This window comes from Nonomuraea sp. NPDC049649 (assembly GCF_040675175.1).
In the GTDB taxonomy this organism is placed as follows: Bacteria; Actinomycetota; Actinomycetes; order Streptosporangiales; family Streptosporangiaceae; genus Nonomuraea.
The window spans coordinates 106,643-130,168 of the sequence record NZ_JBFAOH010000002.1 but is presented as its reverse complement, the minus strand read 5'-3'; the positions used below and the strand labels follow the sequence as shown (position 1 = coordinate 130,168).

Genomic DNA, 23,526 nt, shown 5'->3' with positions numbered 1-23,526 from the left:
TCCGCCGCCCGCGCCCCGCGCGCGATGCTCAAGGCATGCCCACAGCCCTGCGTGCCATCGGACTGCGCAAAGCCTTCGGCGACCACCTGGCCGCCGACGACATCCATCTCACCGTCCCCGCCGGATCCTTCTACGGCCTGGTCGGCCCGAACGGCGCCGGCAAGACCACCACGCTGGCGATGGCCGTCGGCCTGCTGCGCCCCGACGCCGGCCGCGCCGAGATCTTCGGCGTGGACGTCTGGCGCGACACCGTGCGGGCCAAGGCGCTGATCGGCGTGCTGCCCGACGGCAACGCCCTGCCCGAACGGCTCACCGGCCGCGAGGTCCTCACCTACCTGGGCCTGCTGCGCGGCCTGGAGCCGGACGTCGTCGCCGAGCGCACCGACGAGCTGCTGCGGGTCCTCGAACTCCACACCGCCGAGCGGACCCTGGTCATCGAGTACTCCACCGGCATGCGCAAGAAGATCGGCCTGGCCGTCGCCCTCCTGCACGCGCCCCGCCTGCTCGTCCTGGACGAGCCGTTCGAGGCCGTCGACCCCGTCTCCGCGGCCACGATCAGGACCATCCTGCGCAGGTTCGCCGACGGCGGCGGCTCCGTGATCATCTCCAGCCACGTCATGGCCCTCGTCGAGCAGCTCTGCGACCACGTGGGCGTCATCTCCGACGGCCGGGTCGTCGCCGCCGGGCCGCTGGCCGAGGTACGGGGCACCGGCAGCCTGGAGGACGCCTTCGTGGGCCTCGTCGGCGCCCGCACCACCGGAACGGAGGGGCTGGCGTGGCTCACCTCCTGACTCCCGGCCCGGCCGCGCTGGCCCGGCACCTGATCGGCATGCGGCTGGCGCTCATGCGCAACTCCCTGCGCGGCGACAACGCCTCCAACCTCTACACCGGCGTCTCGCTCGGGCTGATCCTGGCCCTCGGCACGATCGCCGTCGCCGTCCTGTGGCCCGCCCAGCTTCCCCTCGCGCTGGCCGCCTGGCTGTCCGGGTGGATCTTCGGCCCTCTCTTGGTCGGCGGCAGCGAGGCACTGCGCCCCGAGTACTTCGCCATGCTCCCGGCCCCGCCGGGCCGGATCGCCGCGGGCCTGCTCGCCGGGGCCTTCGCCGGACCCGTGCCCGCCGTCAACCTCGTCGCGCTGCTGTCCCTGCCCGTGTACGGGTGGCGCTTCGGCCCGGCAGGAGTGCTCATCGGCCTGGTGGCGGCCGTCACCACGCTCATCACCCTGGTGATGATCTCCCGCGTCATCGTGGCGCTCGTCGGCCTGTTCGTCAGATCCCGCGCCACCGCGGTCGCCGTCGGCGTCCTGACCGGCACCGCCATCGCCCTGTGCAGCAACGGCTGGGCGCCCGCCGTGGCCCTGGGCGTCTCCGACCCCGCCGCCTGGTCCCAGCGCCTGCTGCGCGCCCTGCCCTCCGGATGGGGCGTGGCCGCCGTCGAAGCCCCCTGGCCCCTCGGCCTGGCCATCCTCGCCGCCGGCGTCGGCGTGATCGCCCTCCTGCTGGCCGCCTGGGCCAGGCTGCTGTCACGGCGCGTCGTCTCGGCCGCGCGCGGCGGCGTGCCCTCCCGGCGCGGCACGCCCCGCCCCTTCCCGGTCACCAGCGGCGCCCGCGTCGCCGCCGCCAAGGAACTGCGCGCCTGGTGGCGTGACCTGGTCCGCATCCAGCTCCTCGCCGTGGCCTTCTCCTTCGCCGTCGTCACCCCCCTCCTGCTCGGCACCATCGGCGTCTGGGCCGTGGTCCCCTTCACGGGACTCATCGCGATCGTGATGGCCGCCGCGTCCTCGGCCAACCTCTACGGCGCCGACGGCACCGCCCTGTGGCTGACCCTGATGACCCCCGGCGCGGAACGCGCCGACGTACGCGGCCGCCAGCTGGCCTGGCTCCTCGTCGTCGGCCCGGCCGCCACCGTCCTCTCCCTCGGCGGCACCCTCGTCAGCGGCCAGAGCTGGGCCTGGCCGTGGGTGCTCGGCCTGCTGCCCGCCCTGCTCGGCGGCGGCGCCGGCCTCATCGTGCTGCTCGCCGTCACCTCGCTCGTCCCCGGCACCGACCCCCACAAGCGCGGCGGCAACCCGCTCAGCACCGGCGCCGACGAGACCGCCGAGACCAGCCTCGCCTGGCTCGTGCTCCTCGCCGTCCCCGCCACCGCGCTGCCCGCGGCCGGCGCCATCCTCCTGCACCCCTGGGCCGGCGTCGCCACCGGCGTGCTGACCGGCGCCCTGTGCGCCTGGGGATTCGGCGCGATCGCCTACCGCAGGCTGGAAAGACACGGGATCGACCTGCTCAGCCTCATGAAGCACGGCCCGCCGCCCGAAACCGGCAAGCCCGCCGTCGCGGACCTGCCCGTCCGGCACCGCATCGGCGTCACGATCTGCTACAGCCTCGCCTGGCTTCCGCTGTTTCCCCAGGGACTCGTACCGATGGTCATGAAGATCCTCGGCATCAGCGACCCGGTGTGGTTCCTCGCCCTGCATCTCCCGCCGATCTGGCAGTGGCCCACCATCATCTTCATGATCGCCACGGGACTGCTCATGTACGGATACGCCATCCTGATCCCCATACGCCTAGGCTCGTCCTCGCCGGCCCCCACCGACTCCCGAGGCCCAGGATGAACGACCCCTTCCCGCCCTCCGCCTGGGAACGGCGCCTCGAACGCGTCGTCGAGACCGCCCCCTACCTCACCCTGGCGCTCTCCCTCGTCATCTACCTGTCCACCTCCGACGGAGAGACGGTCCGCGCGCTCGCGCTCACCGCCCTGGCTCTGGCCTGGATCCTCGGCACCCACACCCTCCTGCCGGCCGCGGTGCGCCGCAGGAGGGCCGTCGCCGCCGCCCACTTCGCCGGCGTCCTGGTCACCGCCGGGCTGCTGATCCTGCACGATCCGATCTTCATCGTCTACTGCATCTCCGGCTTCTTGCTCGCCGCCAGGTTCGCGCCGTCGAAGTGGACCTTCGCCGCCGTCGCCGCCACCTCGTTCGTCCTGTACGGAGCGGCGCTCGACTGGTCGCAGGCCACCATCCAGTTCGCCGCCTTCCACCTGGTGATCGTCGCCGTGCAGACCCTGACCATCGGCGGCGGCCACATCGTCGGCATCCGGCTGGAGGAACGGCAGCGCAAATACCGCAAAGCCCTCAGCGATCTGCAGACCGCCCTGAAGGAGAACGCCGACCTGCACGCCCAGCTCCTCGCCCAGGCCCACCAGGCCGGCATCCTCGACGAGCGGCAGCGCATGGCACGCGAGATCCACGACACCCTCGCCCAGGGCCTGACCGGCATCATCACCCAGCTGCGCGCCGCCCAGCGCGTCGAGGACTCCGCCACCCACCTCGACCTCGCGCTCGGCCTGGCCCAGGACAGCCTCACCGAGGCCCGCCGCTCCGTCGCCGCACTCCAGCCCCACCAGCTGGAGGACGCCCAGCTCCCCGAGGCCATGACCACCCTGGCCCGCAACTGGAGCCAGACCAGCGGCGTCGACCTGCGCGTCGAGGTGACCGGCGACCGCGTCCCCCTCAGCCCCGCCATCGAGGTCACCCTCTTCCGGGTCGCCCAGGAAGCCCTCTCCAACGTCGCCCGGCACGCCGGCGCCACCCGCGCCGACCTCACCCTCTCCTACACCGGCCCCGTCGTCCTGCTCGACATCCGCGACGACGGCACCGGCATCCGCACCCCGCACGACAGCGGATTCGGTCTCAGCAGCATGAGGCAGCGCCTGCGCGGCGTCGGCGGCTCCCTCGAGATCGAGAGCACCCCCGGCGAGGGCACCGCCGTCAGCGCCACCGTCCCCGCCCTTCAAGGAAGCCCCCGTTGATCCGACTCCTCATCGTCGACGACCACCCCATCGTCCGCCACGGCCTGCGCGCCGCCTTCGACGCCGAACCCGACATCGAGGTGGCGGGCGAAGCCGCCAACGGCCGCGAAGGCGTCGACCGCGCCGCCGCGCTCGCTGTCGACATCGTCCTGATGGACCTGCGCATGCCCGAGATGGACGGCGTCGCCGCCATCGCCGCCCTGCGGCAGACGCACCCCCACATCAAGACCCTCGTCCTGACCACCTTCGACGGCGACTCCGACGTCCTGCCCGCCATCGAAGCCGGCGCCACCGGCTACCTGCTCAAGGACGCCCCCACCGACGAGCTGCTGCGCGCCGTCCGCGCCGCGGCCGCCGGCGAGCCGGTCCTGTCCCCGTACGTGGCCGGCCGTCTGATGGGTCAGGTACGGCGGCCGGCCAAGGCGGCGCTGACCGACCGCGAGCTGCAGGTCCTCGCCCTCGTCGCCGAAGGGGCCTCCAACCGGCAGGCGGCGGCCAAGCTGTTCATCAGCGAGGCCAGCATCAAGACCCACCTGCTGCACATCTACGACAAACTCGGCGTCCGCGACCGCGCAGCCGCCGTCGGCGAGGGGTACCGGCGGGGCCTGCTCAGCTAGCGGCGCCGAGGAAGGCGGTGATGTCCGCGGCGATCTCCGTGGGGTGCTCGCCGTTGATGGCGTGCGAGGCGCCCGGGTAGACCTTCACCGTGCCGTTCTTCAGCACCCGCCGGGCGACCTCGGGCGAGGCCTCGACGTCGTGCATCACCGACTCGCCCGCCAGGATCACCAGGACCGGCATCGCCAGGCGGGCCAGCTTCTCCTCACTGATGAGCGAGGGCTGCGGCAGGCGCAGCGTGTAGTGACGCATCCCCGACTCGATCATGTCGGCCACCGGCACGTCCTCCACGGGAGCGCCGCCCGCGGTGTAGGAGTTGAACGAGTCGCGCCAGGACTTCGGCAGCCACGGCACCGACGCGGGGATGGCCCGGATCGCCGTGCCCACCGGGAAGCCGGAGAACGTGAACACCGGGTCGATCAAAGTCAGCGTGGCGACGTGCCGCGGCCGGTGGACGGCCAGGTTGGCGGCCGTCCAGCCGCCGATGGACAGCCCCACCACGTGGAAGGACTCCTCCGGCAGCCGCGCCAGCACCTCGTCCAGCCAGGCCGCCTGGTCGGCGTCGGAGGTGATCGGCGCCTCCTGCACGCTCCTGCCGGGCTCGCCCAGCAGATCCACCGTGTAGACGTCGCCGATCTTGAGCAGGTGCGGCAGGTTGTCGGCCCACACCGGCGACGCCGACGCCCTCCCGGGCAGCAGCACCAGCGGCTCGGCCCTGTCGCCTTCGCCCTCGTACCGGTAGACCCGCACGAACCCGAAGCCCGTGCGCACGTCCAGCGTCTCGGCCGCCGGGGGCATGTCGCGCATCGCGCGGTTGTAGGCGGCCGTGAAGTGCGCCTGGCCCTCGGCGCTGTTCCAGTGACCCACCGGCGACGGCGTACGCAGCGCGAACGCCAGGGCGACGGCCAGGACGGCGAGGACACCGGCCGTGATCTTCAGCGTGCGGCGCCGCCGGTGCTTGGGCTGCTCGATGTCCATCACACCCTCCTGACCATCGGTCAGATTTTTGACCATATGGTCAAATCGTACACCGAGCGGATACCGTCGTCCCATGACGGAAAGGCGAACGGCGTCGGACGCCGGCAACAGGCCGCTCAGCTTCATCGAGCGGACACGGCGCGACCAGCTCATCCAGGTCACCATCGACCTCATGGCCGAGCACGGGCACGCCGCCACCTCGCTGGCGCGGATCGCGCAGGCCGCGGGCATCACCAAGGGCGCGGTGCTCTACCACTTCGCCTCCAAGGACGCGGTCGTGGCGGCCGCCCGCGCGCACGTCATCGACACCCTCGTGGCCGACGTCGGCGCGGCCGTCGAGGCCGCGCCGGCCGACCAGGCCCCCGCCGCCTACGTCCGCCGCATGATCGCCCACCTGGCCGAGCGCCCCCACCACGCCCGGATGATCACCGAAACGCTGATCCACGACGGCGGCCCCGCCCCCGAAGCCCGCTGGAAGCCCCTCGCCACCCTCCTCGGCCAGGCCCGCGAAGCCCGCGGCCTCGCCCCCGGCCCCGACCTGCGCACCCTCGCCCTCATCGCCGGCGGCGCCATCGACGCGATCATCGGCGAACGCCTGCAAGACCCCGCCTACGACACCGAAGCCGCCGCCGAAACCCTCATCACCATGCTGGAATCCGCGACCTTCGCCTGAGCACACCACCAGGACTCGGGCGGGCGGTGCATGGTCAGTGATCCCCTAGCCATGGAGGTGCTGGGCGGGACGCGCCCTCCCGCCGGGTTCGCAGGGGATGTGCCGTGCGGGACCTGCACCCCCTATCCGGTTCACATGGGGAGGCGCCGTGCGGGACGCGCCCTCCTGTCCGGTTCGGGTGAGCGTGCGGCCGGGGTCAGCGGGCGTGGCGTGCGCGGTAGGCGCGCTGGCGGCAGGCGCGGGAGCAGTACGCGCGAGGACGGCCGGTCGTGGGGCGCGGCAGCGGCGTGCCACAGATCCGGCAGGTTTCGTCACGGGTTTCGTCACCGATGAGGAGTGAGATGCCGTCGAGCAGCCGGGCCAGGCCGAACTCGAAGGAGTCGGGCGGATCGTCCCACGCGCCCGCTTCCCACAGGGCGGTGAGGGCCGGGTAGGCGCCGAGGCGGTCGTAGAGCGAGTCCTTCGAGCCCCACCACTCCTCCTCGCTCACGCCGCTGGCCCGCTCGGCCGCCGCGATCTCCACCAGCCGCAGCGCCTCCGCGTCCACGAACCGTCCCAGCAGGTCGGCCGCCGCGACGGTCTCCGCCGGGGCGAGACCGGCGGAGGAGAGGATGCCGAGCAGGCGGTCGTAGACGGCCACGGCGTTCGGGCCGGGAAGGTGTCGCGTGCCCCGGACCTCCGCCAGCCACGGATGCCGTCTGCGCAGTTCCCAGCTCTGGCGCAGGCACGACTCCAGCTCCTCCCGCCAGGGACCGGACGCCGCGCCGGCGGGCGGGAGTTCGCCGATGGCCGCGTCGCGCATGAGGTCGACCAGATGGTCGCGGCTGGGGACGTGCCGGTAGAGCGACATGGTGGTGAACCCGAGCCGCTCGGCGACCTTGCGCATCGACAGCCCCGCCAGCCCTTCGGCGTCGGCCACCTCGATGCCCGCGCGCACGATCGCGTCCACGCTCAGCCCCCGCGCGGGCTCGCCGCCGCCGTCCCGCCACAGCAATTCCACCGGATCTACGTTCGCCACTGGTTTAGGGTATAGACCCGTGTACGGCATAAACAACTTTTACGTGTCCCCCACCGGCGACGACGACGCTCCCGGCACCCTCGCCGAACCCTTCGCCACCATCCCCCGCGCCCTCGAGGCCGCCAGGAAGGGCGGCGAGACCGTCATCCACCTCAGGGCCGGCTCGTACCCGCCGTTCGAGCTGACCGGCGAGGACCGCGACCTCACCCTCCAGCCCCACGAACACGAGGAGGCCGTCATCAGCGGCGGCCGGACCATCACCGGCTGGACGCGGGAGGACGGCGTGTGGACGGCCGGCACCGGCGCCCTCGACACCCGCCGCCTGCACGTCGACGGCCGCCGGGCCGAGCGGGCGGGCATCGACGGCTTCCCCGGCGACGCCACCCAGACCGTCGCGGGTTACGCCACGACCCGGCCCCTCACCTGGGAGAACCCCGCCGGCGTCGAACTCGTCTACCGCGGCGTCTACCCGTGGACCGAGGCCAGATGCCCGGTCGCCGCCCTCACCGCCGGGGGCACCGAGGTCGTCATGGCGCAGCCCGCCTTCGGCTGGGCGCTCGACCTCTACAACTCGGCCTGGGACGGCCAGACCCAGTCCGGCCCCGGCCTGCCCACCAGGATCGAGAACGACCCGTCCTTCCTCACCGAGCCGGGCACGTTCGTCCTCGACCGCTCCCGCCGCAGGCTCCTGTACCGCGGCGAGCGGCCGACGACAGCCGTCGCCGCCGAGGCCGAGACCGTGCTGCGCGCCACCGGAACCCGGAACGTCACCCTGCGCGGCCTGACCTTCGCCGACACCACCTGGTCCCGGCCCGGCTCACCGCGGGGCTTCCTGCACTACCACGGCACCGGCTACTACGACGGCGGCCCCATCGAGAAGATCGTCATGGTCGAGGACCAGGCCTGGCTCACCGTACCGGGCGAAGCCAAGACCATCCCGGCGGCCGTCACCCTCGACGGCTGCGCGGACGTGACGTTCGAGCGGTGCCGGTTCACCCGGATGGGCGCCACCGCGCTCGGCCTGTCCGGCGGCTCCGGCCTGACGGTGCGCGCCTGCGTCTTCGACGACCTGTCCGCCTCCGCCGTCTCAGCCCAGGGCGGCACGGGCATCCTCATCGAGGACAACCTGATCGAACGCCCCGGCCTCGACTACCCCGGCTCCCCCGGCATCGCCGTGTCCGGCACCACCGGGTGCACGGTCGCGCACAACGAGATCACCGATGCCGCCCACTGCGGCATCGCCGCCGGGCCCGCGAGCGGCACCCGCCTGCTGCGCAACCTCGTCACCGGCGCGATGCGGGTGCTCGCCGACGGCGGCGGCGTCTACATCTCCGGCCCCCAAGGCACCTCCGCCTCCGACGCCGCCCTGATCAGCGGCAACGTCATCACCGACACCCGCACCCCGTACCACTTCGCCCTCTACACCGACTACGGCGCCGCCTGGGTGACGGTCGAGGGCAACGTGGTGGCCCGCGCCGACAACACCGCCGTCCTGCACGTCTTCCCGCCCCTGGCGAACGTCGCCTTCCGGGGCAACTTCTGGGATGCCGATCCGGTCGGCAGCGACGCCGTCCCGCCCGGGGTGACCTACGAGGACAACTCCACCCTCACCGGGCAGGCGCTGGAGGCGGCCACCGCGCACATCCGCGCACAGGCGGGCCGCCGCTGACGAACGCACGTCCAGCCAAGGAGGGAAAGTTGTGCAGGTGAGGACGATCGCGGGAAAGCCGTCGCCGTCCCTGGCCAGCACCCCGCGTTCCATCAGGCAGAGCCTGGCCGCCGCCGGGGCCGGGTGGAAGTCGATGTAGTCCCGGTCGGCCTTCATGCCCAGAGCCTCGTAGAAGGCCATGGGCGCGGTCGGCGTGGCGGCGGCCAGAGCGACCTGTGCCGTGCAGGTCGAGCATCACCGCATCCCCGGCGGCGGTGCCGTCCGCCGAGAGCGCGGCGGCGTAGAAGCGGCGGGCGGGGGGACCTCGGGAGCGTCGAGGGCGATGACATCGAGACCATGCCGGGCTCCTGACGGTTGACGTTCCAGGCGCGGGCCGGGAGCCCGCGCTTCTCGGAAGCTGACCGGTCAGGCGTGTCGATTCGGGAGGACGTCGTTCGTATAGACAGGTGAGAGAGAGGAACAGCCGATGAAGCAGTATCTGCTCAGCATCTACCAGCCGGACGGCGACCCGCCGCCGCCCGAGGTCCTGGAACCGATCATGGAGAGGCTCGACGCGCTCAACGAGGAGATGCGGGCCTCCGGCACCTGGGTGTTCGCCGCGGCCCTGCACGCGCCGGGCACCGCCACCGTGCTGCGGGCCAAGGACGGCGACGTGCTGATGACCGACGGCCCGTACGCCGAGGGCAAGGAGCACCTGGGCGGCTTCACCGTCATCCGGGCCGCCGACCTCGACGAGGCGCTCGGCTGGGGCCGCAGGCTGGCCGAGATCGTCGGGCTGCCGATCGAGGTGCGGCCGCTGCGGTGACGGACGTCGCACGTGTCTTCGCCGAGGAGTACGGCCGGGCCGTGGCCGTGCTCACCCGCGTGTTCGGCGACATCGACCTGGCCGAGGAGGCCGTCCAGGACGCGTTCGCCGTCGCCGTGCGGCGCTGGCCGCAGGACGGGCCGCCGCCTTCCCCCGCCGGGTGGATCATCACCACGGCCCGCAACCGGGCGATCGACCGCCTGCGCCGCGAGGCCGCCCGTGACGGCAAGCACGCCGAGGCCGCCCTGCTGCACGCCCGTGACGAACCCGCCGAGGAGGGGCCCGTGCGCGACGACCGGCTGCGTCTGATCTTCACCTGCTGCCATCCGGCGCTGTCCAGGCCCGCCCAGGTGGCGCTGACGCTGCGGCTGCTCGGCGGCCTCGGCACCGCCGAGATCGCCCGCGCCTTCCTGGTGCCGGAGCCGACGATGGCGCAGCGGCTGGTACGCGCCAAGGCCAAGATCCGCGACGCGCGTATCCCGTACCGGATCCCGCGCGAGGCCGACCTGCCGGACCGGCTGCCGCCGGTGCTGGCCGTCATCTACCTGATCTTCAACGAGGGGTACGCGGCCGGGTCCGGCGAGCGGCTGGTGCGCGAGGACCTGTGCGCGGAGGCGATCCGGCTGGGGCGGCTGCTGGCGGAGCTGATGCCGGACGAGCCGGAGGTCCTCGGGCTGCTGGCGCTCATGCTGCTGCTGGAGTCGCGCCGCCCGGCCCGCACCTGTTCCGACGGCCGGCTCGTCCGCCTCGCCGACCAGGACCCCGGCCTGTGGGACGGCGAACTGGCCGAGGAGGGCCGGGAGCTGGTCCGCCGCTGCCTGCGCCGCGACCGGCCGGGGCCGTACCAGATCCAGGCGGCGATCAACGCCGTGCACAGCGAGCCGCCGACCGACTGGCGGCAGGTGGTGGCGCTGTACGACCTGCTGATGGCCGTCGCGCCGAGCCCGGTGGCGGCGCTCAACCGCGCCGTCGCGGTCGCCGAGGTGTCCGGTCCGCGCGAGGCGCTCGGCCTGGTCGACGCGCTCGACCTGGGTCGTTATCACCTGTTCCATGCCGTACGGGCCGACCTGCTCAGGAGGCTCGGCCGTACGGAGGAGGCGGCTCAGGCGTACGAGGAGGCGATCGCGCGCACGGAGAACGGGGCGGAACGAGAGTTCCTGCGCCGGGCCCGCGCGGCGCTCTAGGGGAGGTCCCGTCCGGCGATCAGGACGGCCAGGCCCTCGTCGAACCAGTGCGGGACTGCCGCGCCGCCGAGACGGGCGTGCAGCTCCACGTGGGTGAGTTCGTGTGCGGCGATCACCGGGTTCACGCCGCGCGGAGACAGCATCACCGCGCGGTTGAGCACGGCGATGCCGCGTTCCCCGCCGCCGCCGATCCTGCGGTAGCAGTCGTCGGACAGGCACACGAGGACGTCCGGGGAGCTTTCCCGGCCGCCGAAGAAGTCGTGGACCTGCTTGCGGCCCTGCTCGACGGCCTGCGTCACGTCGCGGCGCTGGGCCGGCGTCAGGCCGGGTTCGGCGTACAGGCCCGGCTCAATGCGTTCCAGGCCGTAGCAGCCGGGGCAGGTGGTGGCCGCGACGGACGGAAAGGCGATCGCGGTCGCCAGCACGGCGGCGGTGAGGAGGACCGCCGCCGCGACCGCGATCCACCACCCTGTTCTCACGGCGATGTGAACCTCCTGACGGTATGCGGAAGCGACCGTTCCGCAACGGGGCCTAGCGTCGGTGCCATCGGAAGAAGGGAGCAGCGCATGCTACGAGGTCTCGCCACCATCAGCTACTGGGCCGACGACGTGGCCGAAGCCCGCCGCTGGTACACCGAACTGCTCGGCGTCGAACCGTACTTCGACCGGCAGGGCCCCGGCGGCCGGCTCGCCTACACCGAGTTCCGCGTCGGCGACCACCAGGCCGAACTCGGCATCATCGACAGCGCCTGGTCCCCGCACGGCCGCGAACGCGGCGGGGTGGTGGCGTACTGGCACGTCGACGACGTGCGGGCCGCCTACGAGCGGCTGCTGGCGATGGGAGCCAAGGAGCACGAGCAGATCACCGAGCGGGGAGAGGGCTTCGTGACCGCCTCGGTCGTCGACCCGTTCGGCAACATCCTGGGCGTCATGCACAACCCGCACTACCTGGAGCAGGCCGAGGCTACTGGCCGCGGCCCGGGAGCCGGACGACCGTGACGAAGAACTCGTCGATCTGCCGGATCACCGACATGAACCGGTCGAGGTCGACGGGCTTGGTCACGTACGCGTTGGCGAACAGCTTGTAGCTGCGCAGGATGTCCTCCTCGGCGGAGGACGTGGTGAGCACCACCACCGGGATGGCGCGCAGCTCCGGGTCGCTCTTGATCTTCTCCAGGACCTGGCGGCCGTCGTACTTGGGCAGGTTGAGGTCCAGCAGGATCAGGTCGGGGCGGGGCTTGCCGGCGTGCTCGCCCCGCTGGTAGAGGAAGTCGAGCGCCTCCAGCCCGTCGCGGACCACGTGCAGGTTGTTGCCTATCTTGTTGTCCTCGAACGCCTCCCTCGTGATGAGCTCGTCGCCGGGGTCGTCCTCGACGAGGAGCACTTCGATGGGCTGGCCGATGGAGGTCATGAGGGCGATCCTTCTGAAGGGGCGGTGGCGGCCGCGAACCGGGCCTCCGACGACGGGGAGTCCGAACGCAGCGTAAAGCAGATCCGGGTCCCCTCGCCCTCATGTGAGGTATCCAGCCAGATCCGGCCGCCGTGCGTCTCCACGATCTTCTTGCACATCGCCAGGCCGATGCCGGTGCCGCTGTAGGCGTCGCGGCTGTGCAGACGCTGGAAGATGACGAAGATCTTCTCGGCGAACTCGTCGTCGACGCCGATGCCGTTGTCGGTGACGCGGAAGCGCCACTCGTCCTCCTCGACCTGGTCGCACTCGACCCGGATGACCAGCGGCCGCTCCGGGTGGCGGAACTTGACGGCGTTGCTGATGAGGTTCTGCCAGAGCATGGTCAGCAGCATCGGGTCGCCGTTGATCTCCGGCAGGCGGCCGGGCCGCTCGACCGTCGCGCCCGACTCCTCGAGGCCGGTGGCCAGGTTCTCCAGCGCCTTGTCCAGCTTGCGCTCCAGGTCGACCGGCCGGCGCGCGTCGTAGAGCCGGCCCACCCGCGAGTAGCTGAGCAGGTCGTTGATCAGCCCCTGCATCCGGGTGGCGCCGTCCACCGCGAAGTGGATGTACTGCCGGCCGCGGTCGTCGAGAACCTCCCCGTAACGCTTCTCCAGCAGCTGGCAGAACGTGGCGATCTTCCGCAGCGGCTCCTGGAGGTCGTGCGAGGCCACGTACGCGAACTGCTCCAGCTCGGCGTTCGAGCGGCGCAGCTCGATCGCCTGGGCGTCCAGGTCGGACGCCTGCGAGCTGAGTGTCGCCTCGTGCTCGCGGGAGGTCTCCAGCGCGGCCACGAGGTTGGTCCGCATGGCCTCCACGTCCAGCGCGACCTCGCGGATGTCGGCCGGGCCCCGGGCGGGCATCGGCCGGTCGAAGTGTCCCTCGGCCACCTCGCGCGAGGCGGTGCGCAGCTCGTCCAGCGGCCGGACCACAGCGCGGCGCAGCAGCACCGCCATCGCCAGCCCGGCCGTCAGGAACGCCACGATCATGGCGGTGAACATCCAGTTGCGCAGGCGCTGCACGCCGACCAGCTCGTCGCGCGCCTCGATGCGGGTGCGCGCCAGGCTGTCGTTCAGGGCGTTCACGGACGCCCGGATGCGGTCGAAGGCGGGCTTGCCGGCCTCCATCTGCGCGGTGGTGATGGGCCGGTCGGCCCGCCGCTCGGCCAGCAGCGGCTCGGCGTACTCCTGGCGCCAGGCCACGGCCGCCTCCCGGATCTGCCGCAGGTCGGCCAGGAGCGGCGGCTGGTCGCCGATGAGCTCCTCGACGTGCTCGTACTGGACGCGCTCGTCGGCGACGCCGCGCTCGTACGGTTCGAGCAACCGGCGGTTGCCGGTCAGGAGGTAGCCGCGCACGCCGTTCTCCTGGTCCAGCAGCGTGCCCTCCAGCTCGGCCGCTTCGATCCGGGCCGGTGAGATGCGGTCGACCAGCTCGGTCGTCAGGTGGGTGGTGCGTTCCAGCATCACCGCGCCGATCAGGCCGAAGACCGTCACCACGATCATCATGGCGGCGAGCACGAGCAGGAACCAGTGATGGACGGTCAGCCGCCGCCACCCGGAACGCCCGCTCACGGCTCCTCCCTCCAGCGCAGATGGACCACGGCCACGTCGTCGGCGGACGCGTCGGGCGCGGTGGCCCGCTCGGTGCCGGCGAGCAGCGCGTCCACGAACGCCTCCCCCGACAGGTGGGCGTGCTCGCGCGCCACCGCCAGCAGGCCCTCCTCGCCCAGCATCCGCCGGCCGTCGCCGGGCAGGCGGCGCTCGAACAGGCCGTCGGTGAACAGCGTCAGCCCGCCGCCCGCGGGCAGCTCCAGCTCGGCCGGGTCCCACTCCGCCTCGATCGGCAGCCCAAGCGCCGGGCCCTGCCCCGGCTCGGCCCAGGTGACGCCGCTGCCGGAGTGGACCAGCAGGCCGGGATGGCCCGCCCGCCACACCCGCACGGTGCGCTGGTCGGGCTCCAGCGCCAGCGTCGACATGGTGACGAACGTCTCGTCGCCGCCGCGCTCCGCCCGCAGGATGCGCTCCAGCTGGCGCAGCAGGTCGGTGCCGGTCACACCGCTGAGTACGAGGGTGCGCCAGGCGATGCGCAGGCAGACGCCGAGCGCGGCCTCGTCGGGGCCGTGGCCGCAGACGTCGCCGATGACCGCGTGCACGACCTTGTCGTCGCCCTCCACCACGTCGAAGAAGTCGCCGCCCAGCGTGCCGGAGACGCGGCTGGCGCGGTAACGGGTGGCCACCTCGATCGGCATCTGCTGCAGCAGCGGCCTCGGCAGCAGGCCGCGCTCCAGGCGGGCGTTCTCCTCGGCCCGGATCCGCTCGGCGTGCAGCGCCACCGCCGCCTGCTCGGCCTGCTTGCGCTGCATCGCGTAGCGGAGCGTGCGGCCCAGCCACTCGGCCTCGACCCGGCCCTTGACCAGATAGTCCTGGGCGCCCGCGGTGACCGCGGCCAGGCCCGCCTGCTCCTCGGCCAGCCCGGTCAGCACCACCACCGGGGCGTCGCCGCTCGCCTCCCGCACCACGGCCAGCGCCGACAGGTCACGCGCGTCGGGCAGCCCCAGGTCGAGCAGCACACACTGGGCCCGCTCCCGCGCCAGCGCCCGCCGCGCGTCGTCCAGCGACCGCGCCCACTCCAGCCGCACCGCCAGGCCGCTGTCCTCCAGCAGCTCCCGCACGATGAACGCGTCCTGATGGTCGTCCTCCACCAGGAGCACCAGCGGCAGGGCGGGCTGATCTCCACCGATCATTCCGGCACCGCCACCCTTTCCAGACAGCGCCGAACGGCTGTCGTCCCTTCTCCGGTCGACGGACAGTGCCCGCACCACGGCCCGGCACACGCGAACCAACAGGCCCATCCGGTAACGATCTGGACTCAGCATAAGGGGTCTTCGTACCCCTTCGTCCTTTCGCGTGAAGGGCTTGCATCCGGTACCCAGGTACAGCTTTACCGTCGAGGTATGACACCTGACGTCGCGGGATGGGCCCCCTCCGCGTGCACCCTGCCCACCGCCGACCGGCCGCTGCGGGTGGCCGAGTTCGACGCCCTGTTCTCCGAGGCGGTCCGGGCCACCCGGGACCCGGCACGGCTCCGGCTGGAGCTCGCCTTCAGCCCTGGCAACGCCGCCCGGGCCGCCGACCTGGCCGCCCGGGAGACCGGCTGCTGCTCCTTCTTCACCTTCACCCTCACCATCGCCGACGGCCGCCTGACCCTGGACGTGACGGTCCCGCCCGAGCACGCCGACGTGCTGGACGCGCTGGGCCGGCGGTGACGCCCTACCTGCGCAGCGGGCAGGTCGCCGAACAGGCCGGGGTCAACCTGCAGACACTGCGCTACTACGAGCGCCGCGGCCTGATCGCCGAACCGCCGCGCAGCCCCGGCGGGCACCGCGCCTACCCGCCCGAGACCGTCACCCTGCTCACCGTCATCAAAGCCGCCCAGCGGCTCGGCTTCACCCTCCAGGAGGTGGCCGAACTCCTCGACACCGGCCGCCGCGGCCACCCCACCCCGGACCTGCGCCACCGCGCCCAAACCAAGATCACCGAAATCGAGGCGAAGATCGCCGACCTGACCACCATCCGGGCCGCGCTGCGACAGGTCGTCAGCGCGGGCTGCGACAGCCTGACCCGCTGCACCTGCCCCGACTGCCCGCTGCCGTTCGCCGACCTGGCCGACGGCGACCGTCCCCGAGGAGAACCATGAGCACCTGCCACCGGCCGTCCGCAGCAAGGTCACCGCCTCTCTGGCCGTGCTGGCGTGCGCTGCTGCGGTACGTGATCAGCGCGGGGGCGGTTCACGCCAGCCGGGCCGCGCGGGCGTTGAGGTACCGCTGCTGGGGCAGGCTCCCGGCCCGCCGGGCCGCCTCCTCGTACGACTCACGCGCCGCCTCCCGCTCACCCGCCATCTCCAGCAGATGCGCCCGGACCGCGAACGTACGGTGGTCGCCCGAGATCCGTTCGTCGGCCAGGTCGTCGAGCAGCGCCAGCCCCGCGCGCGGCCCGCTCGCCATGCCCACCGCGACGGCGTGGTTGAGCCTGACGACCGGGGTGTCGGAGATCCGCAGCAGCACCTCGTACAGAGCCACGATCTGCGGCCAGTCGGTCTCCGCCGCGCTGGGCGCCTCGTCGTGCACGGCGGCGATCGCCGCCTGAAGCTGGTAAGGCCCCGTCGGGCCGCGCGGCAGCGCCGCCGACACCAGCGCGACGCCCTCGGCGATCAGCGCCGCGTCCCACCGGCCGCGGTCCTGCTCGGCCATCGGGATCAGCGCCCCGTCAGCGGACGTACGGGCCGGACGGCGGGCGTCGGTGAGCAGCATGAGCGCCAGCAGCCCGGCCACCTCCGGGTCGTCGGGCACCAGCCGGTGCAGCAGGCGGGCCAGCCGGATGGCCTCCGCCGACAGCTCGTCCCGCAGCAGCCTGGGGCCGGACGTGCTCGCGTACCCCTCGTTGAAGATCAGGTAGAGCACGTGCAGCACCGCCCGCAGCCGTGCGCCCCGTTCGGCGGCGGGCGGCAGGCCGAACGGGACGCCGCTCTCCTTGATCCGCTGCTTGGCCCGGGTGATGCGCCTGGTCATGGCCGGGACCGGCACCAGGAACGCCCGCGCGATCTCCTGCGTGGTCAGCCCGCCCACCGCCCGCAGGGTCAGCGCGATCTGCGAAGCCGGCGGCAGCGACGGATGGCAGCACATGAACAGCAGCACCAGCGTGTCGTCGCCGCTCCGCACCGGTTCGGGCACCCGCCATCGCGCCACCGTGTCCTCGCGCCGCCGCCGCGCCTGCTCGGCCCGGAGCAGGTCGGTCAGCCGGCGCGAGGCCACGGTGACGAGCCAGCCGCGCGGGTTGTCCGGCACGCCCTCCTCCGGCCACCGCAGGGCCGCCGCCAGCAGCGCCTCCTGGACCGCGTCCTCGGCCGTGTCGAAGTGGCCGTAGCGGCGCACCAGCGCGCCGAGGACCTGCGGCGCCAGCTCACGCAGCAGAATCTCGGTCAAACGATCTCGTCCGCGCTGCCGTGGATGGGCCGTACGTCCACGTACCACTCGTCGCGGGCGGCGTGCCCGGGCTGCGGGGCGCCGGCCAGCCGGGCGGCGATCTCCGTCGCCCGGTCGAAGCTGTCGCACTCCACGATCGTGTATCCGGCCAGGACCTCCTGCGTCTCGGCGTACGGGCCGTCGGTCACGACCGGGACGCCGTCCTCCAGCCGGATCCGCCGGGTGTGCACCGGCGAGTTCAGCCCCTGGGCGTCGACGAACTCGCCGGACTCGACCAGCTCGCCGTTCCACTTCTCCATGAACGCGTGCATGGCCCCGATCTCCTCCGGCGTCCAGGCGGCCCTGCCCTCGACCGGCTTGCCGGTGATCAGGTCGTAGTCCTGCTGCGAGCCGTACAGCATGATCATGTACTTCACGGGTTTCTCCTTCTCTCGATGCCTTTCACCGGAGACGTCGGAGCCGCCCACCCGGTCCGGACAGGTTCGCCGGAAATCCTTCCCAGCGAACTACGTTGGTGGCATGCGGGTGCACATTCTCGGGCCACTCGAGGTCACGGCCGACGGGGAACGGGTGCCCGTCGGCGGGGCGCGCCTCCGTACGCTGCTGACCCGCCTCGCCCTCGACGCCGGGCGCACCGTGACGACGGAGACGCTGGCGGAGACGCTCTGGCCCGAGGGGACGCCCGGCGACCCGGCCAACGCGCTGCAGTCGCTGGTGTCCCGGCTGCGCCGGGCCCTGCCCGCCGGCCGGCTGGTGTCGGCGGGCGGCGGCTACCGGCTCGACGCCGACCCCGACGCGGTGGACGCCCGCCGGTTCGAACGCCTCGCCGGCGAGGGACGGCGAGCCCTGACCGCCGGGCGGGCGGAGGCGGCGCTGCGGCTGCTGGAGGAGGGGTTCGGGCTGTGGCGGGGCGACCCGCCGGCCGAGGTACCGGAACCGGTCCGGCGGCGGCTGGAGGAACTGCGGCTGGCGGCCCGCGAAGACCACGCCCAGGCGGCGCTGTCCTGCGGCCGGGCCGAAGGGCTGGTGGCCGAGCTGGAAGCCCTCGCGGCCGCGCACCCGCTCCGGGAACGGCTGCACGCCCTGCTCATCAGAGCCCTGGCCGCGGAGGGCAGACGGGCCGAGGCGCTCGCTTCGTACGAGGACGCCCGCAGGCTCCTGGCCGCCGAACTGGGCACCGACCCCGGGGCCGAGCTGCGGGAGATCCATCTTGAGCTGCTGCACGACGAACGACGCCCCCGACCCGGCAACCTCCCGGCGGCGCTCACGTCCCTCGTGGGCCGGGCGGACGACCTCGCGGAGACGCTGGACGCGGTACGGGCGACGCGCCTGGTGACGCTCACCGGTCCGGGCGGCGTCGGCAAAACCCGCCTGGCCATCGAAGCCGCCGGCCATTTACCCACGGCCTGGCTGGTCGAACTGTCCCCCCTCGGAGAGGGCCCTGAGCACCCGAACCCTCCGGACGTCTCGTCCGACGGGAGGCGCACGGAGCCCTCTCATGCTGAGGCGGCCGGAGTGGTGCTCGCCATAGCGCGGGCGGTCGGGGTGCGGGAGGCGGCGTTCGGCGGGGGACGGCTGCTCGACCGGGTGGCCGAGGCGCTGCCGGGTTCGCTGCTGGTGCTCGACGGGTGCGAGCGGGTGGCGGGCGAGACCGCCCGTGTCGTCACGTACCTGCTGGGCCGCGCGCCGGAGCTGCGCGTGCTCGCCACCAGCCGGGAGCCGCTGGGCGTGCCGGGCGAGACGGTGCTGCAGGTCCCGCCGCTGGAGCCGGACGCCGCGGCGAGGCTGTTCGCCGAGCGGGCGGCAGCCGCGCGGCCGGGATTCACGGTGCGCGACCCTGGCCTGGTGGACGAGGTCTGCCGCAGGCTGGACGGCCTGCCGCTGGCGATCGAGCTGGCCGCGGCCCGGCTCCGCTCGTTCCCGCTGGACGAACTGGTGGCCCGCCTGGACGACCGGTTCGCCCTGCTCTCGGGGGTCAGCCGGGCGGCCGAGCCGCGCCATCGCACGCTGCGCGCCGTGGTCGCCTGGACGTGGGACCTGCTGGAAGAGGACGAGCGGCGGCTGGCCCGCAGGCTGGCGGCCTTCCCCGGCGGCATCACCGTGGAGAGCGCGGAGGCCGTCGCCGCCGCCCGCCCGGACCTGCCGGCGGCGCTCGCCGACCGGTCGCTGCTGCGGTTCGACGGCGAGCGCTACCGGATGCTGGAGACGATCAGGGAGTACGGGCTGCGCGAACTGATCGAGTCCGGGGAACTCGCCCGGGTCCGCGCCGCCCACGCCGCCTACTTCACCGGCCTGGCCGCCCGCGCCGAACCCCATCTGCGCGAGGCCGGGCAACTCCCCTGGATCACCCGGCTCGCCGCCGAACGCGCCAACCTGCTCGCCGCACTCCGCTTCGCCCACGAGACGGGCGACGCGGCGGGCGCGCTGCGGCTCTGCGTCGCGCTGGGCGTCTTCTGGCTCGTACGAGGCGACCGGCAGGCCATGGAGTCTTGGACCCGCCTGGCCCTGGACACCCCCGGCCGCGCCCCCGCCGAGACCCGCACCATCGCAGGCGCCCTCCACCTGCTGGCGGCCACCACCTGGGCGGGCCTGGAGATGCCCCCGGAGGAAGCCGCCCACCTCCGCCTAACAGACAAGGAGGACGCACACCACCCCCTGGCCGTCCTGGTCGAACCGGTCCTCGCCGCCGCCTCCGGGGACGAACCGGCGGCCCTGGCGGCGATCGAGCAGCGGCTCCCCCACCCGGACGCCTGGACCCGGGCCATGCTGCGGCTCGTCCGCGCCGTCCTGCTGGGCAACGCGGGCGACACCGCGGGCATGGGCCACGACCTGGAGCTCGCGGTCGCCGGCTTCCGCGCGGTCGGTGAGCGGGCCGGGCTGGCGTGGGCGCTGACGTCCCTGGCCGACGTACGCACCAACGGCGGCGCGTTCCGTGAGGCGGTGTCCGCACTGGAAGAGGCGGTACACCTCCTCCGCGAACTCGACCCGTCCGACGACGCCGCACACCAGCGCGTCTGGCTCGCCGAAGCACGGGCCCGCGCAGGCGACACGGCGACGGCCCGCGCCGACCTCGAAACCCTGGCCACCCTGCCAGGCACCCCCGGCGACCTCCCGGCGTACATCCAGTTCACCCTCGGCGACCTGGCCCGCCGCGACGGCGACCTCACCGCCGCCGACACCCACTACCGGCAGGCCGAAGCCCACCTCCGCGCACACGCCGCGATCGACCCCGAACCCGGCGGCGCCGCGGATCCGGTGTTCGTCGTCACGCTGGCGTGCGCGCGGGCGCGGGTCGCTCTGGAGCGGGGCGAGCCGGCGGAGGCGAGGGAGCGTTTCGTCTTCGCCCTGGACGCCGGTCGCGGTGAGCCGTCGCTGGCCGCCATCACCGCTGCCCACCTGGCGCACCTTCTCGCCTTCGAGGAGCGCTGCATCGATGCCGTCGAACTGCTCGGCGCCGCGCACGCCCTGATCGGTGCCCTGGACGCGCTCGATCACGACCTCGTACGCCTTGCCCCGCAACTCCGCGCCACCGTCGGCGCCGAGCGGTACGAGACCGCGTACGCCCGAGGCCGCGACACGACCCCCGACCAGGCCCTGGCCTTGATCCGTGACCACCTCGCGCCCGGCCTGACGTAGTCGCAGCGCTCCTCCGCCAAGAAGAGCGCCCGCACCGTAGGCGCCGCTTGTGGTCGCGCAGGCGTCTCGCGCCGGTTCTCCTCGGCCGGGCGCGTAACCCGGGACCTAGGTACCGACGGCGCGCACGGCGCAGTACCGGCGTACCTCCTGAAGATCATGCCCGGTGAGGACGATCCAGGCTGACGGCGGCGGAAGAGTTGGCCGGGTGAGGCGGTGTGACCTCGTAGGAGGCTTTCTTGCTGGGGATGGCGTGGCGGACGGTGCGCTGGCATCCGGGCAGCGTGATGGGTGCGCTGATCACCCTCGTCCTCGCCTCGGCGGTGATGAGCGCGCTCTGGTTCGTCGTCGATTCGACCGATCGGCAGCCGCCCGTGGTGGAGCGGTTCGCCGGGACTCCGCTGGTGGTCACGACGGGTGGTATCCCGGGGGCGATATCACCCGGTCTGGTGGCGGAGGTGCGTGCGTTGCCGCAGGTGGCGGCGGCGGTGCCGGAGCTGAGCTTCGTCGCGCCGCTGGCCGTCCGAGGCCGCGCTGTGTACGGGGCGGAGGACCAGTACCGGAGCCCGTGGGGGCACGGGTGGAGCAGCGCCCGGCTGACCCCGTTCCGGATCGAGCAGGGCAGGCCGCCGCACAAGGCGGGCGAGGTCGTAGTGGACGCGACACTGGCCGGGGAGTCAGGGATCGCGGTCGGGGACCGGGTGGAGGTGCGGGTGGGCGGGGTGCCCCGGCCGCACGAGGTGGTGGGGGTGGCCGGGACGCCGGCGCGGTGGCGGCACCAGTCGGCGCTGTTCTTCGCGGACGAGCACGCGGAGCGGCTGGCCGGGCGGCGCGGCGGGGCCGACCAACTCGGCGTCTTTCCCAGGCGGGGCATCGGCGAGGGCGAGCTGCGGGAGGCCGTGGCGGGGGTACTGCGGTCGTACAACCAGCCGGGCGCGGAGGTAGTCCGCGTCGCGACAGGCCCGGGCCGGGGCGTCGCGGAGGGGAACGCGTCGCCCGGCGGGGCGTCCGCCGGCGCGTTCAACACGCTCTGGTTCCTGGTGGCGACCACGGCGGTGGTGGCGGTGGGCATGGTCGCCGCCGCCCTGGGGGTGTCGGTGCGGCGCCGGAGCACGGAGATCGCGGTGCTGCGGGCCGTGGGCGCCCGCCCGGGGCAGATCCGCAGGATGCTGCTCGCGGAAGGGCTGCTGCTCTCGCTGGCCGCCGCCGCGGCAGGAGTGCCGCTCGGCGCGCTGCTCGCGCCGCTGGTGGCCGGCCGGCTGCGGGACTTCGGTGTGGTGAACGTGTCGTTCGCGGTGGATCATCATCCGCTCGCGGCTCTGGGGGCGTCGCTGTTCACGGTGGCCGTCGCGCTGCCGGCGAGCCTGGTGGCGGTGCGGCGGGCGCTGCGGATCCGTCCCGGCGACGCGCTCGGCGAGGCCCCCGCGGAAGGCCGCAAGCTGAGCCGGGGGCGGCTGGTGACCGGGCTGGCGCTGCTGGGCACGGCCCTGGTCCTGGTCCCGGCCCAGGGCCTGATCGGCGGCGGCCGGCTCGTCGCCCTGAGCGCGGACTTCAGCCGGTTGTGCCTGGTCGTGGCCGGGGTTGGGCTGGTGGCGCCGTGGTTCGTGCCGGCCGTGGTCGCGCCGCTGCGGCCGTGGGCGGACCGCGCAGGAGGAGCGGGCGTGTTCCTGCCGGTGGCGAACGTGCTGTTCCACCACCGCCGGTTCGCCGGGGCCGCGGGGGCGCTCACGCTCGGCGTGACCCTGGTCGGCGCGGTTGTCGCGACGCAGTCCTTTTACGACTGGCGCCGGGCCGACGACGTGGCCCGGACGCTCCGGGCCGATCACGTGCTGATCCCGGACGGCGGCAACAACCGCCTGGACGAGCAGCTGCGCCGGGCCACCGGTGCGGTCGGCATCCGGATGCTGCCCCTCACCATGACACCGCAGGACGGCGGGCCCCCGCTCCGCCTCAGCGGGACGCTCGTCACCGGCGACCTCGCCCGCGTGCTGGACCTGCCCGTGCGCGGCCGCCCGCTCGACGCCCTGGGCGAGCGGGAGATCGCCGTCACCGAGGAGACGGCGGCCCGGATCGGCACGCCGATGCGGATCCGCCTGCCCGGCACCACCGAGGACGAGGTCTACACCGTCGCCGCCACCTATCCGTACACCGGAGAGCTCGGCCAGGCGGTCCTGCCCGCGCTCCCCCGCTCCGCCGCGCACCTGCAGACGCAGCCGTACGGAGCGCTGTACGTGCGAGGCCCGCTCGACCGGGAGACCGTCGAGCAGGCCGGGGGTACGGCCGCCGCGTACGACCGGCAGGGATACATCCTGCACCAGGCGGCGCTGAGCGCCGACAACAACCGGCTGCTGCCATACCTGTCGGTGCTGATCGCGGTCTTCTGCCTGGTCGCGGCGGTCAACGGCCTGTGCCTGGCGCTGCTGGACCGCAGGCGGGAGTTCGCCGGGATGTGGCGGCTCGGGATGCGCCGCGGCCAGGTGATGCGGATGGTGTGCGGGGAGAACGTGCTCACCGTGCTGCCCTCCCTCGCCCTCGCGCTGGCCGCGGCCGCCGCCCTGGCGTCGGTGCAGGCCGTGACGGCCGGGGCGGGGCTCGCGGTGGCGGCGTCGTTCGTCCCGTTCGGCTGGACCGCGCTGCTCGGCGGCTGCGCGCTGCCGGCCGCGCTGGCGGGATCACTGCTGGTCGTACGTACGAGCATGAGGAACGAAAGGTGAACCGGA

Annotated in this window: 21 protein-coding genes; 13 read left to right on the top strand and 8 right to left on the bottom strand. The window is 73.4% G+C overall.

The features are described 5' to 3' along the window. The first annotated feature begins 35 nt into the window (after positions 1-35). Genes AB0J42_RS03775 through AB0J42_RS03760 form a run of 4 tightly spaced genes read left to right on the top strand, consistent with a single transcriptional unit; the run spans position 36 to position 4,421 of the window. Positions 36-791 carry an ABC transporter ATP-binding protein gene (locus AB0J42_RS03775; protein ID WP_364288527.1) on the top strand — a complete coding sequence of 252 codons (756 nt, stop codon included), beginning with the start codon at positions 36-38 and terminating at the stop codon, positions 789-791. After that, positions 776-2,608: a hypothetical protein gene (locus AB0J42_RS03770; protein WP_364288525.1), complete on the top strand. Its 1,833-nt coding sequence runs from the start codon at positions 776-778 to the stop codon at positions 2,606-2,608. The genes AB0J42_RS03775 and AB0J42_RS03770 overlap by 16 nt, the downstream gene beginning before the upstream one ends. After that, positions 2,605-3,804 (top strand): sensor histidine kinase, encoded by a 1,200-nt coding sequence (locus AB0J42_RS03765; protein ID WP_364288523.1) that lies wholly within the window; start codon positions 2,605-2,607, stop codon positions 3,802-3,804. Before AB0J42_RS03770 ends, AB0J42_RS03765 begins: the two co-directional genes overlap by 4 nt. Then, complete coding sequence (locus AB0J42_RS03760; protein ID WP_364288521.1) at positions 3,801-4,421, top strand: response regulator transcription factor; 621 nt, start codon at positions 3,801-3,803, stop codon at positions 4,419-4,421. The genes AB0J42_RS03765 and AB0J42_RS03760 overlap by 4 nt, the downstream gene beginning before the upstream one ends. Here AB0J42_RS03760 and AB0J42_RS03755 read toward each other — a convergent pair. After that, positions 4,414-5,397, bottom strand: coding sequence for an alpha/beta hydrolase (locus AB0J42_RS03755; protein ID WP_364288518.1), 984 nt, complete (start codon positions 5,395-5,397; stop codon positions 4,414-4,416). The two genes, AB0J42_RS03760 and AB0J42_RS03755, sit on opposite strands and share 8 nt — an antisense overlap. 73 nt (positions 5,398-5,470) lie before the next feature. Between AB0J42_RS03755 and AB0J42_RS03750 the strand changes: the two genes are divergently transcribed. Further along, entirely contained in the window at positions 5,471-6,070 is a 600-nt protein-coding gene (locus tag AB0J42_RS03750; protein WP_364288515.1) for a TetR family transcriptional regulator, read from the top strand. 196 nt (positions 6,071-6,266) lie between these two features. Here the strand turns inward: AB0J42_RS03750 and AB0J42_RS03745 are convergent, their stop codons facing one another. After that, the gene (locus tag AB0J42_RS03745; protein WP_364288512.1) at positions 6,267-7,088 is read right to left on the bottom strand and encodes a TetR/AcrR family transcriptional regulator; all 822 of its coding nucleotides are present in this window, start codon (positions 7,086-7,088) and stop codon (positions 6,267-6,269) included. A 19-nt stretch (positions 7,089-7,107) separates the two neighbouring features. Between AB0J42_RS03745 and AB0J42_RS03740 the strand changes: the two genes are divergently transcribed. The 3 genes from AB0J42_RS03740 (at position 7,108) to AB0J42_RS03730 (ending at position 10,746) form a co-directional block, all read left to right on the top strand. After that, positions 7,108-8,757 carry a right-handed parallel beta-helix repeat-containing protein gene (locus AB0J42_RS03740; protein ID WP_364288509.1) on the top strand — a complete coding sequence of 550 codons (1,650 nt, stop codon included), beginning with the start codon at positions 7,108-7,110 and terminating at the stop codon, positions 8,755-8,757. 466 nt (positions 8,758-9,223) lie between these two features. Beyond that, the gene (locus AB0J42_RS03735) at positions 9,224-9,562 is read left to right on the top strand and encodes a YciI family protein (protein WP_364288506.1); all 339 of its coding nucleotides are present in this window, start codon (positions 9,224-9,226) and stop codon (positions 9,560-9,562) included. Then, positions 9,559-10,746: a sigma-70 family RNA polymerase sigma factor gene (locus AB0J42_RS03730; protein WP_364288503.1), complete on the top strand. Its 1,188-nt coding sequence runs from the start codon at positions 9,559-9,561 to the stop codon at positions 10,744-10,746. Before AB0J42_RS03735 ends, AB0J42_RS03730 begins: the two co-directional genes overlap by 4 nt. On the opposite strand, the gene AB0J42_RS03725 is transcribed toward AB0J42_RS03730, so the two are convergent. Then, complete coding sequence (locus AB0J42_RS03725; protein ID WP_364288500.1) at positions 10,743-11,225, bottom strand: hypothetical protein; 483 nt, start codon at positions 11,223-11,225, stop codon at positions 10,743-10,745. The genes AB0J42_RS03730 and AB0J42_RS03725 overlap by 4 nt on opposite strands. Positions 11,226-11,312: 87 nt before the next feature. Between AB0J42_RS03725 and AB0J42_RS03720 the strand changes: the two genes are divergently transcribed. Continuing rightward, positions 11,313-11,744, top strand: a complete 432-nt coding sequence (locus tag AB0J42_RS03720; RefSeq protein WP_364288497.1) for a VOC family protein — start codon at positions 11,313-11,315, stop codon at positions 11,742-11,744. Here the strand turns inward: AB0J42_RS03720 and AB0J42_RS03715 are convergent. From AB0J42_RS03715 to AB0J42_RS03705, 3 genes are read right to left on the bottom strand one after another with little or no spacing between them, the layout of a single operon-like run. Beyond that, positions 11,710-12,156: a response regulator gene (locus tag AB0J42_RS03715; protein WP_364288494.1), complete on the bottom strand. Its 447-nt coding sequence runs from the start codon at positions 12,154-12,156 to the stop codon at positions 11,710-11,712. The two genes, AB0J42_RS03720 and AB0J42_RS03715, sit on opposite strands and share 35 nt — an antisense overlap. Further along, the gene (locus tag AB0J42_RS03710) at positions 12,153-13,763 is read right to left on the bottom strand and encodes a CHASE3 domain-containing protein (RefSeq protein ID WP_364288491.1); all 1,611 of its coding nucleotides are present in this window, start codon (positions 13,761-13,763) and stop codon (positions 12,153-12,155) included. Before AB0J42_RS03710 ends, AB0J42_RS03715 begins: the two co-directional genes overlap by 4 nt. Next, positions 13,760-14,935 carry a SpoIIE family protein phosphatase gene (locus AB0J42_RS03705; protein WP_364288488.1) on the bottom strand — a complete coding sequence of 392 codons (1,176 nt, stop codon included), beginning with the start codon at positions 14,933-14,935 and terminating at the stop codon, positions 13,760-13,762. The genes AB0J42_RS03710 and AB0J42_RS03705 overlap by 4 nt, the downstream gene beginning before the upstream one ends. Before the next feature lie 210 nt (positions 14,936-15,145). On the opposite strand from AB0J42_RS03705, the gene AB0J42_RS03700 reads away from it, so the two are divergent. Both AB0J42_RS03700 and AB0J42_RS03695 read left to right on the top strand, forming a co-directional pair. Then, complete coding sequence (locus AB0J42_RS03700; protein ID WP_364288485.1) at positions 15,146-15,457, top strand: hypothetical protein; 312 nt, start codon at positions 15,146-15,148, stop codon at positions 15,455-15,457. Further along, positions 15,454-15,888 (top strand): MerR family transcriptional regulator, encoded by a 435-nt coding sequence (locus tag AB0J42_RS03695; protein ID WP_364288482.1) that lies wholly within the window; start codon positions 15,454-15,456, stop codon positions 15,886-15,888. Before AB0J42_RS03700 ends, AB0J42_RS03695 begins: the two co-directional genes overlap by 4 nt. Positions 15,889-15,979: 91 nt before the next feature. On the opposite strand, the gene AB0J42_RS03690 is transcribed toward AB0J42_RS03695, so the two are convergent. Together AB0J42_RS03690 and AB0J42_RS03685 are read right to left on the bottom strand one after the other, a co-directional pair. Then, entirely contained in the window at positions 15,980-17,173 is a 1,194-nt protein-coding gene (locus tag AB0J42_RS03690; protein WP_364288479.1) for a DUF6596 domain-containing protein, read from the bottom strand. Further along, on the bottom strand, positions 17,170-17,580 hold the full coding sequence (locus tag AB0J42_RS03685) for a YciI family protein (RefSeq protein ID WP_364289117.1): 411 nt from the start codon (positions 17,578-17,580) through the stop codon (positions 17,170-17,172). The genes AB0J42_RS03690 and AB0J42_RS03685 overlap by 4 nt, the downstream gene beginning before the upstream one ends. Before the next feature lie 112 nt (positions 17,581-17,692). Between AB0J42_RS03685 and AB0J42_RS03680 the strand changes: the two genes are divergently transcribed. Beyond that, positions 17,693-20,809: a BTAD domain-containing putative transcriptional regulator gene (locus tag AB0J42_RS03680; protein ID WP_364288476.1), complete on the top strand. Its 3,117-nt coding sequence runs from the start codon at positions 17,693-17,695 to the stop codon at positions 20,807-20,809. A gap of 245 nt (positions 20,810-21,054) precedes the next feature. Further along, entirely contained in the window at positions 21,055-23,520 is a 2,466-nt protein-coding gene (locus tag AB0J42_RS03675) for an ABC transporter permease (RefSeq protein WP_364289115.1), read from the top strand. Positions 23,521-23,526 lie beyond the last annotated feature (6 nt).

Coding starts and splice junctions, on each gene's coding strand:
- AB0J42_RS03775 (WP_364288527.1), top strand. CDS start 36: ATGCCCACAGCCCTGCGTGCCATCGGACTGCGCAAAGCCTTCGGCGAC.
- AB0J42_RS03765 (WP_364288523.1), top strand. CDS start 2,605: ATGAACGACCCCTTCCCGCCCTCCGCCTGGGAACGGCGCCTCGAACGC.
- AB0J42_RS03755 (WP_364288518.1), bottom strand. CDS start 5,397: ATGGACATCGAGCAGCCCAAGCACCGGCGGCGCCGCACGCTGAAGATC.
- AB0J42_RS03750 (WP_364288515.1), top strand. CDS start 5,471: ATGACGGAAAGGCGAACGGCGTCGGACGCCGGCAACAGGCCGCTCAGC.
- AB0J42_RS03735 (WP_364288506.1), top strand. CDS start 9,224: ATGAAGCAGTATCTGCTCAGCATCTACCAGCCGGACGGCGACCCGCCG.
- AB0J42_RS03720 (WP_364288497.1), top strand. CDS start 11,313: ATGCTACGAGGTCTCGCCACCATCAGCTACTGGGCCGACGACGTGGCC.
- AB0J42_RS03715 (WP_364288494.1), bottom strand. CDS start 12,156: ATGACCTCCATCGGCCAGCCCATCGAAGTGCTCCTCGTCGAGGACGAC.
- AB0J42_RS03705 (WP_364288488.1), bottom strand. CDS start 14,935: ATGATCGGTGGAGATCAGCCCGCCCTGCCGCTGGTGCTCCTGGTGGAG.
- AB0J42_RS03700 (WP_364288485.1), top strand. CDS start 15,146: ATGACACCTGACGTCGCGGGATGGGCCCCCTCCGCGTGCACCCTGCCC.
- AB0J42_RS03685 (WP_364289117.1), bottom strand. CDS start 17,580: ATGATCATGCTGTACGGCTCGCAGCAGGACTACGACCTGATCACCGGC.
- AB0J42_RS03680 (WP_364288476.1), top strand. CDS start 17,693: ATGCGGGTGCACATTCTCGGGCCACTCGAGGTCACGGCCGACGGGGAA.
- AB0J42_RS03675 (WP_364289115.1), top strand. CDS start 21,055: ATGGCGTGGCGGACGGTGCGCTGGCATCCGGGCAGCGTGATGGGTGCG.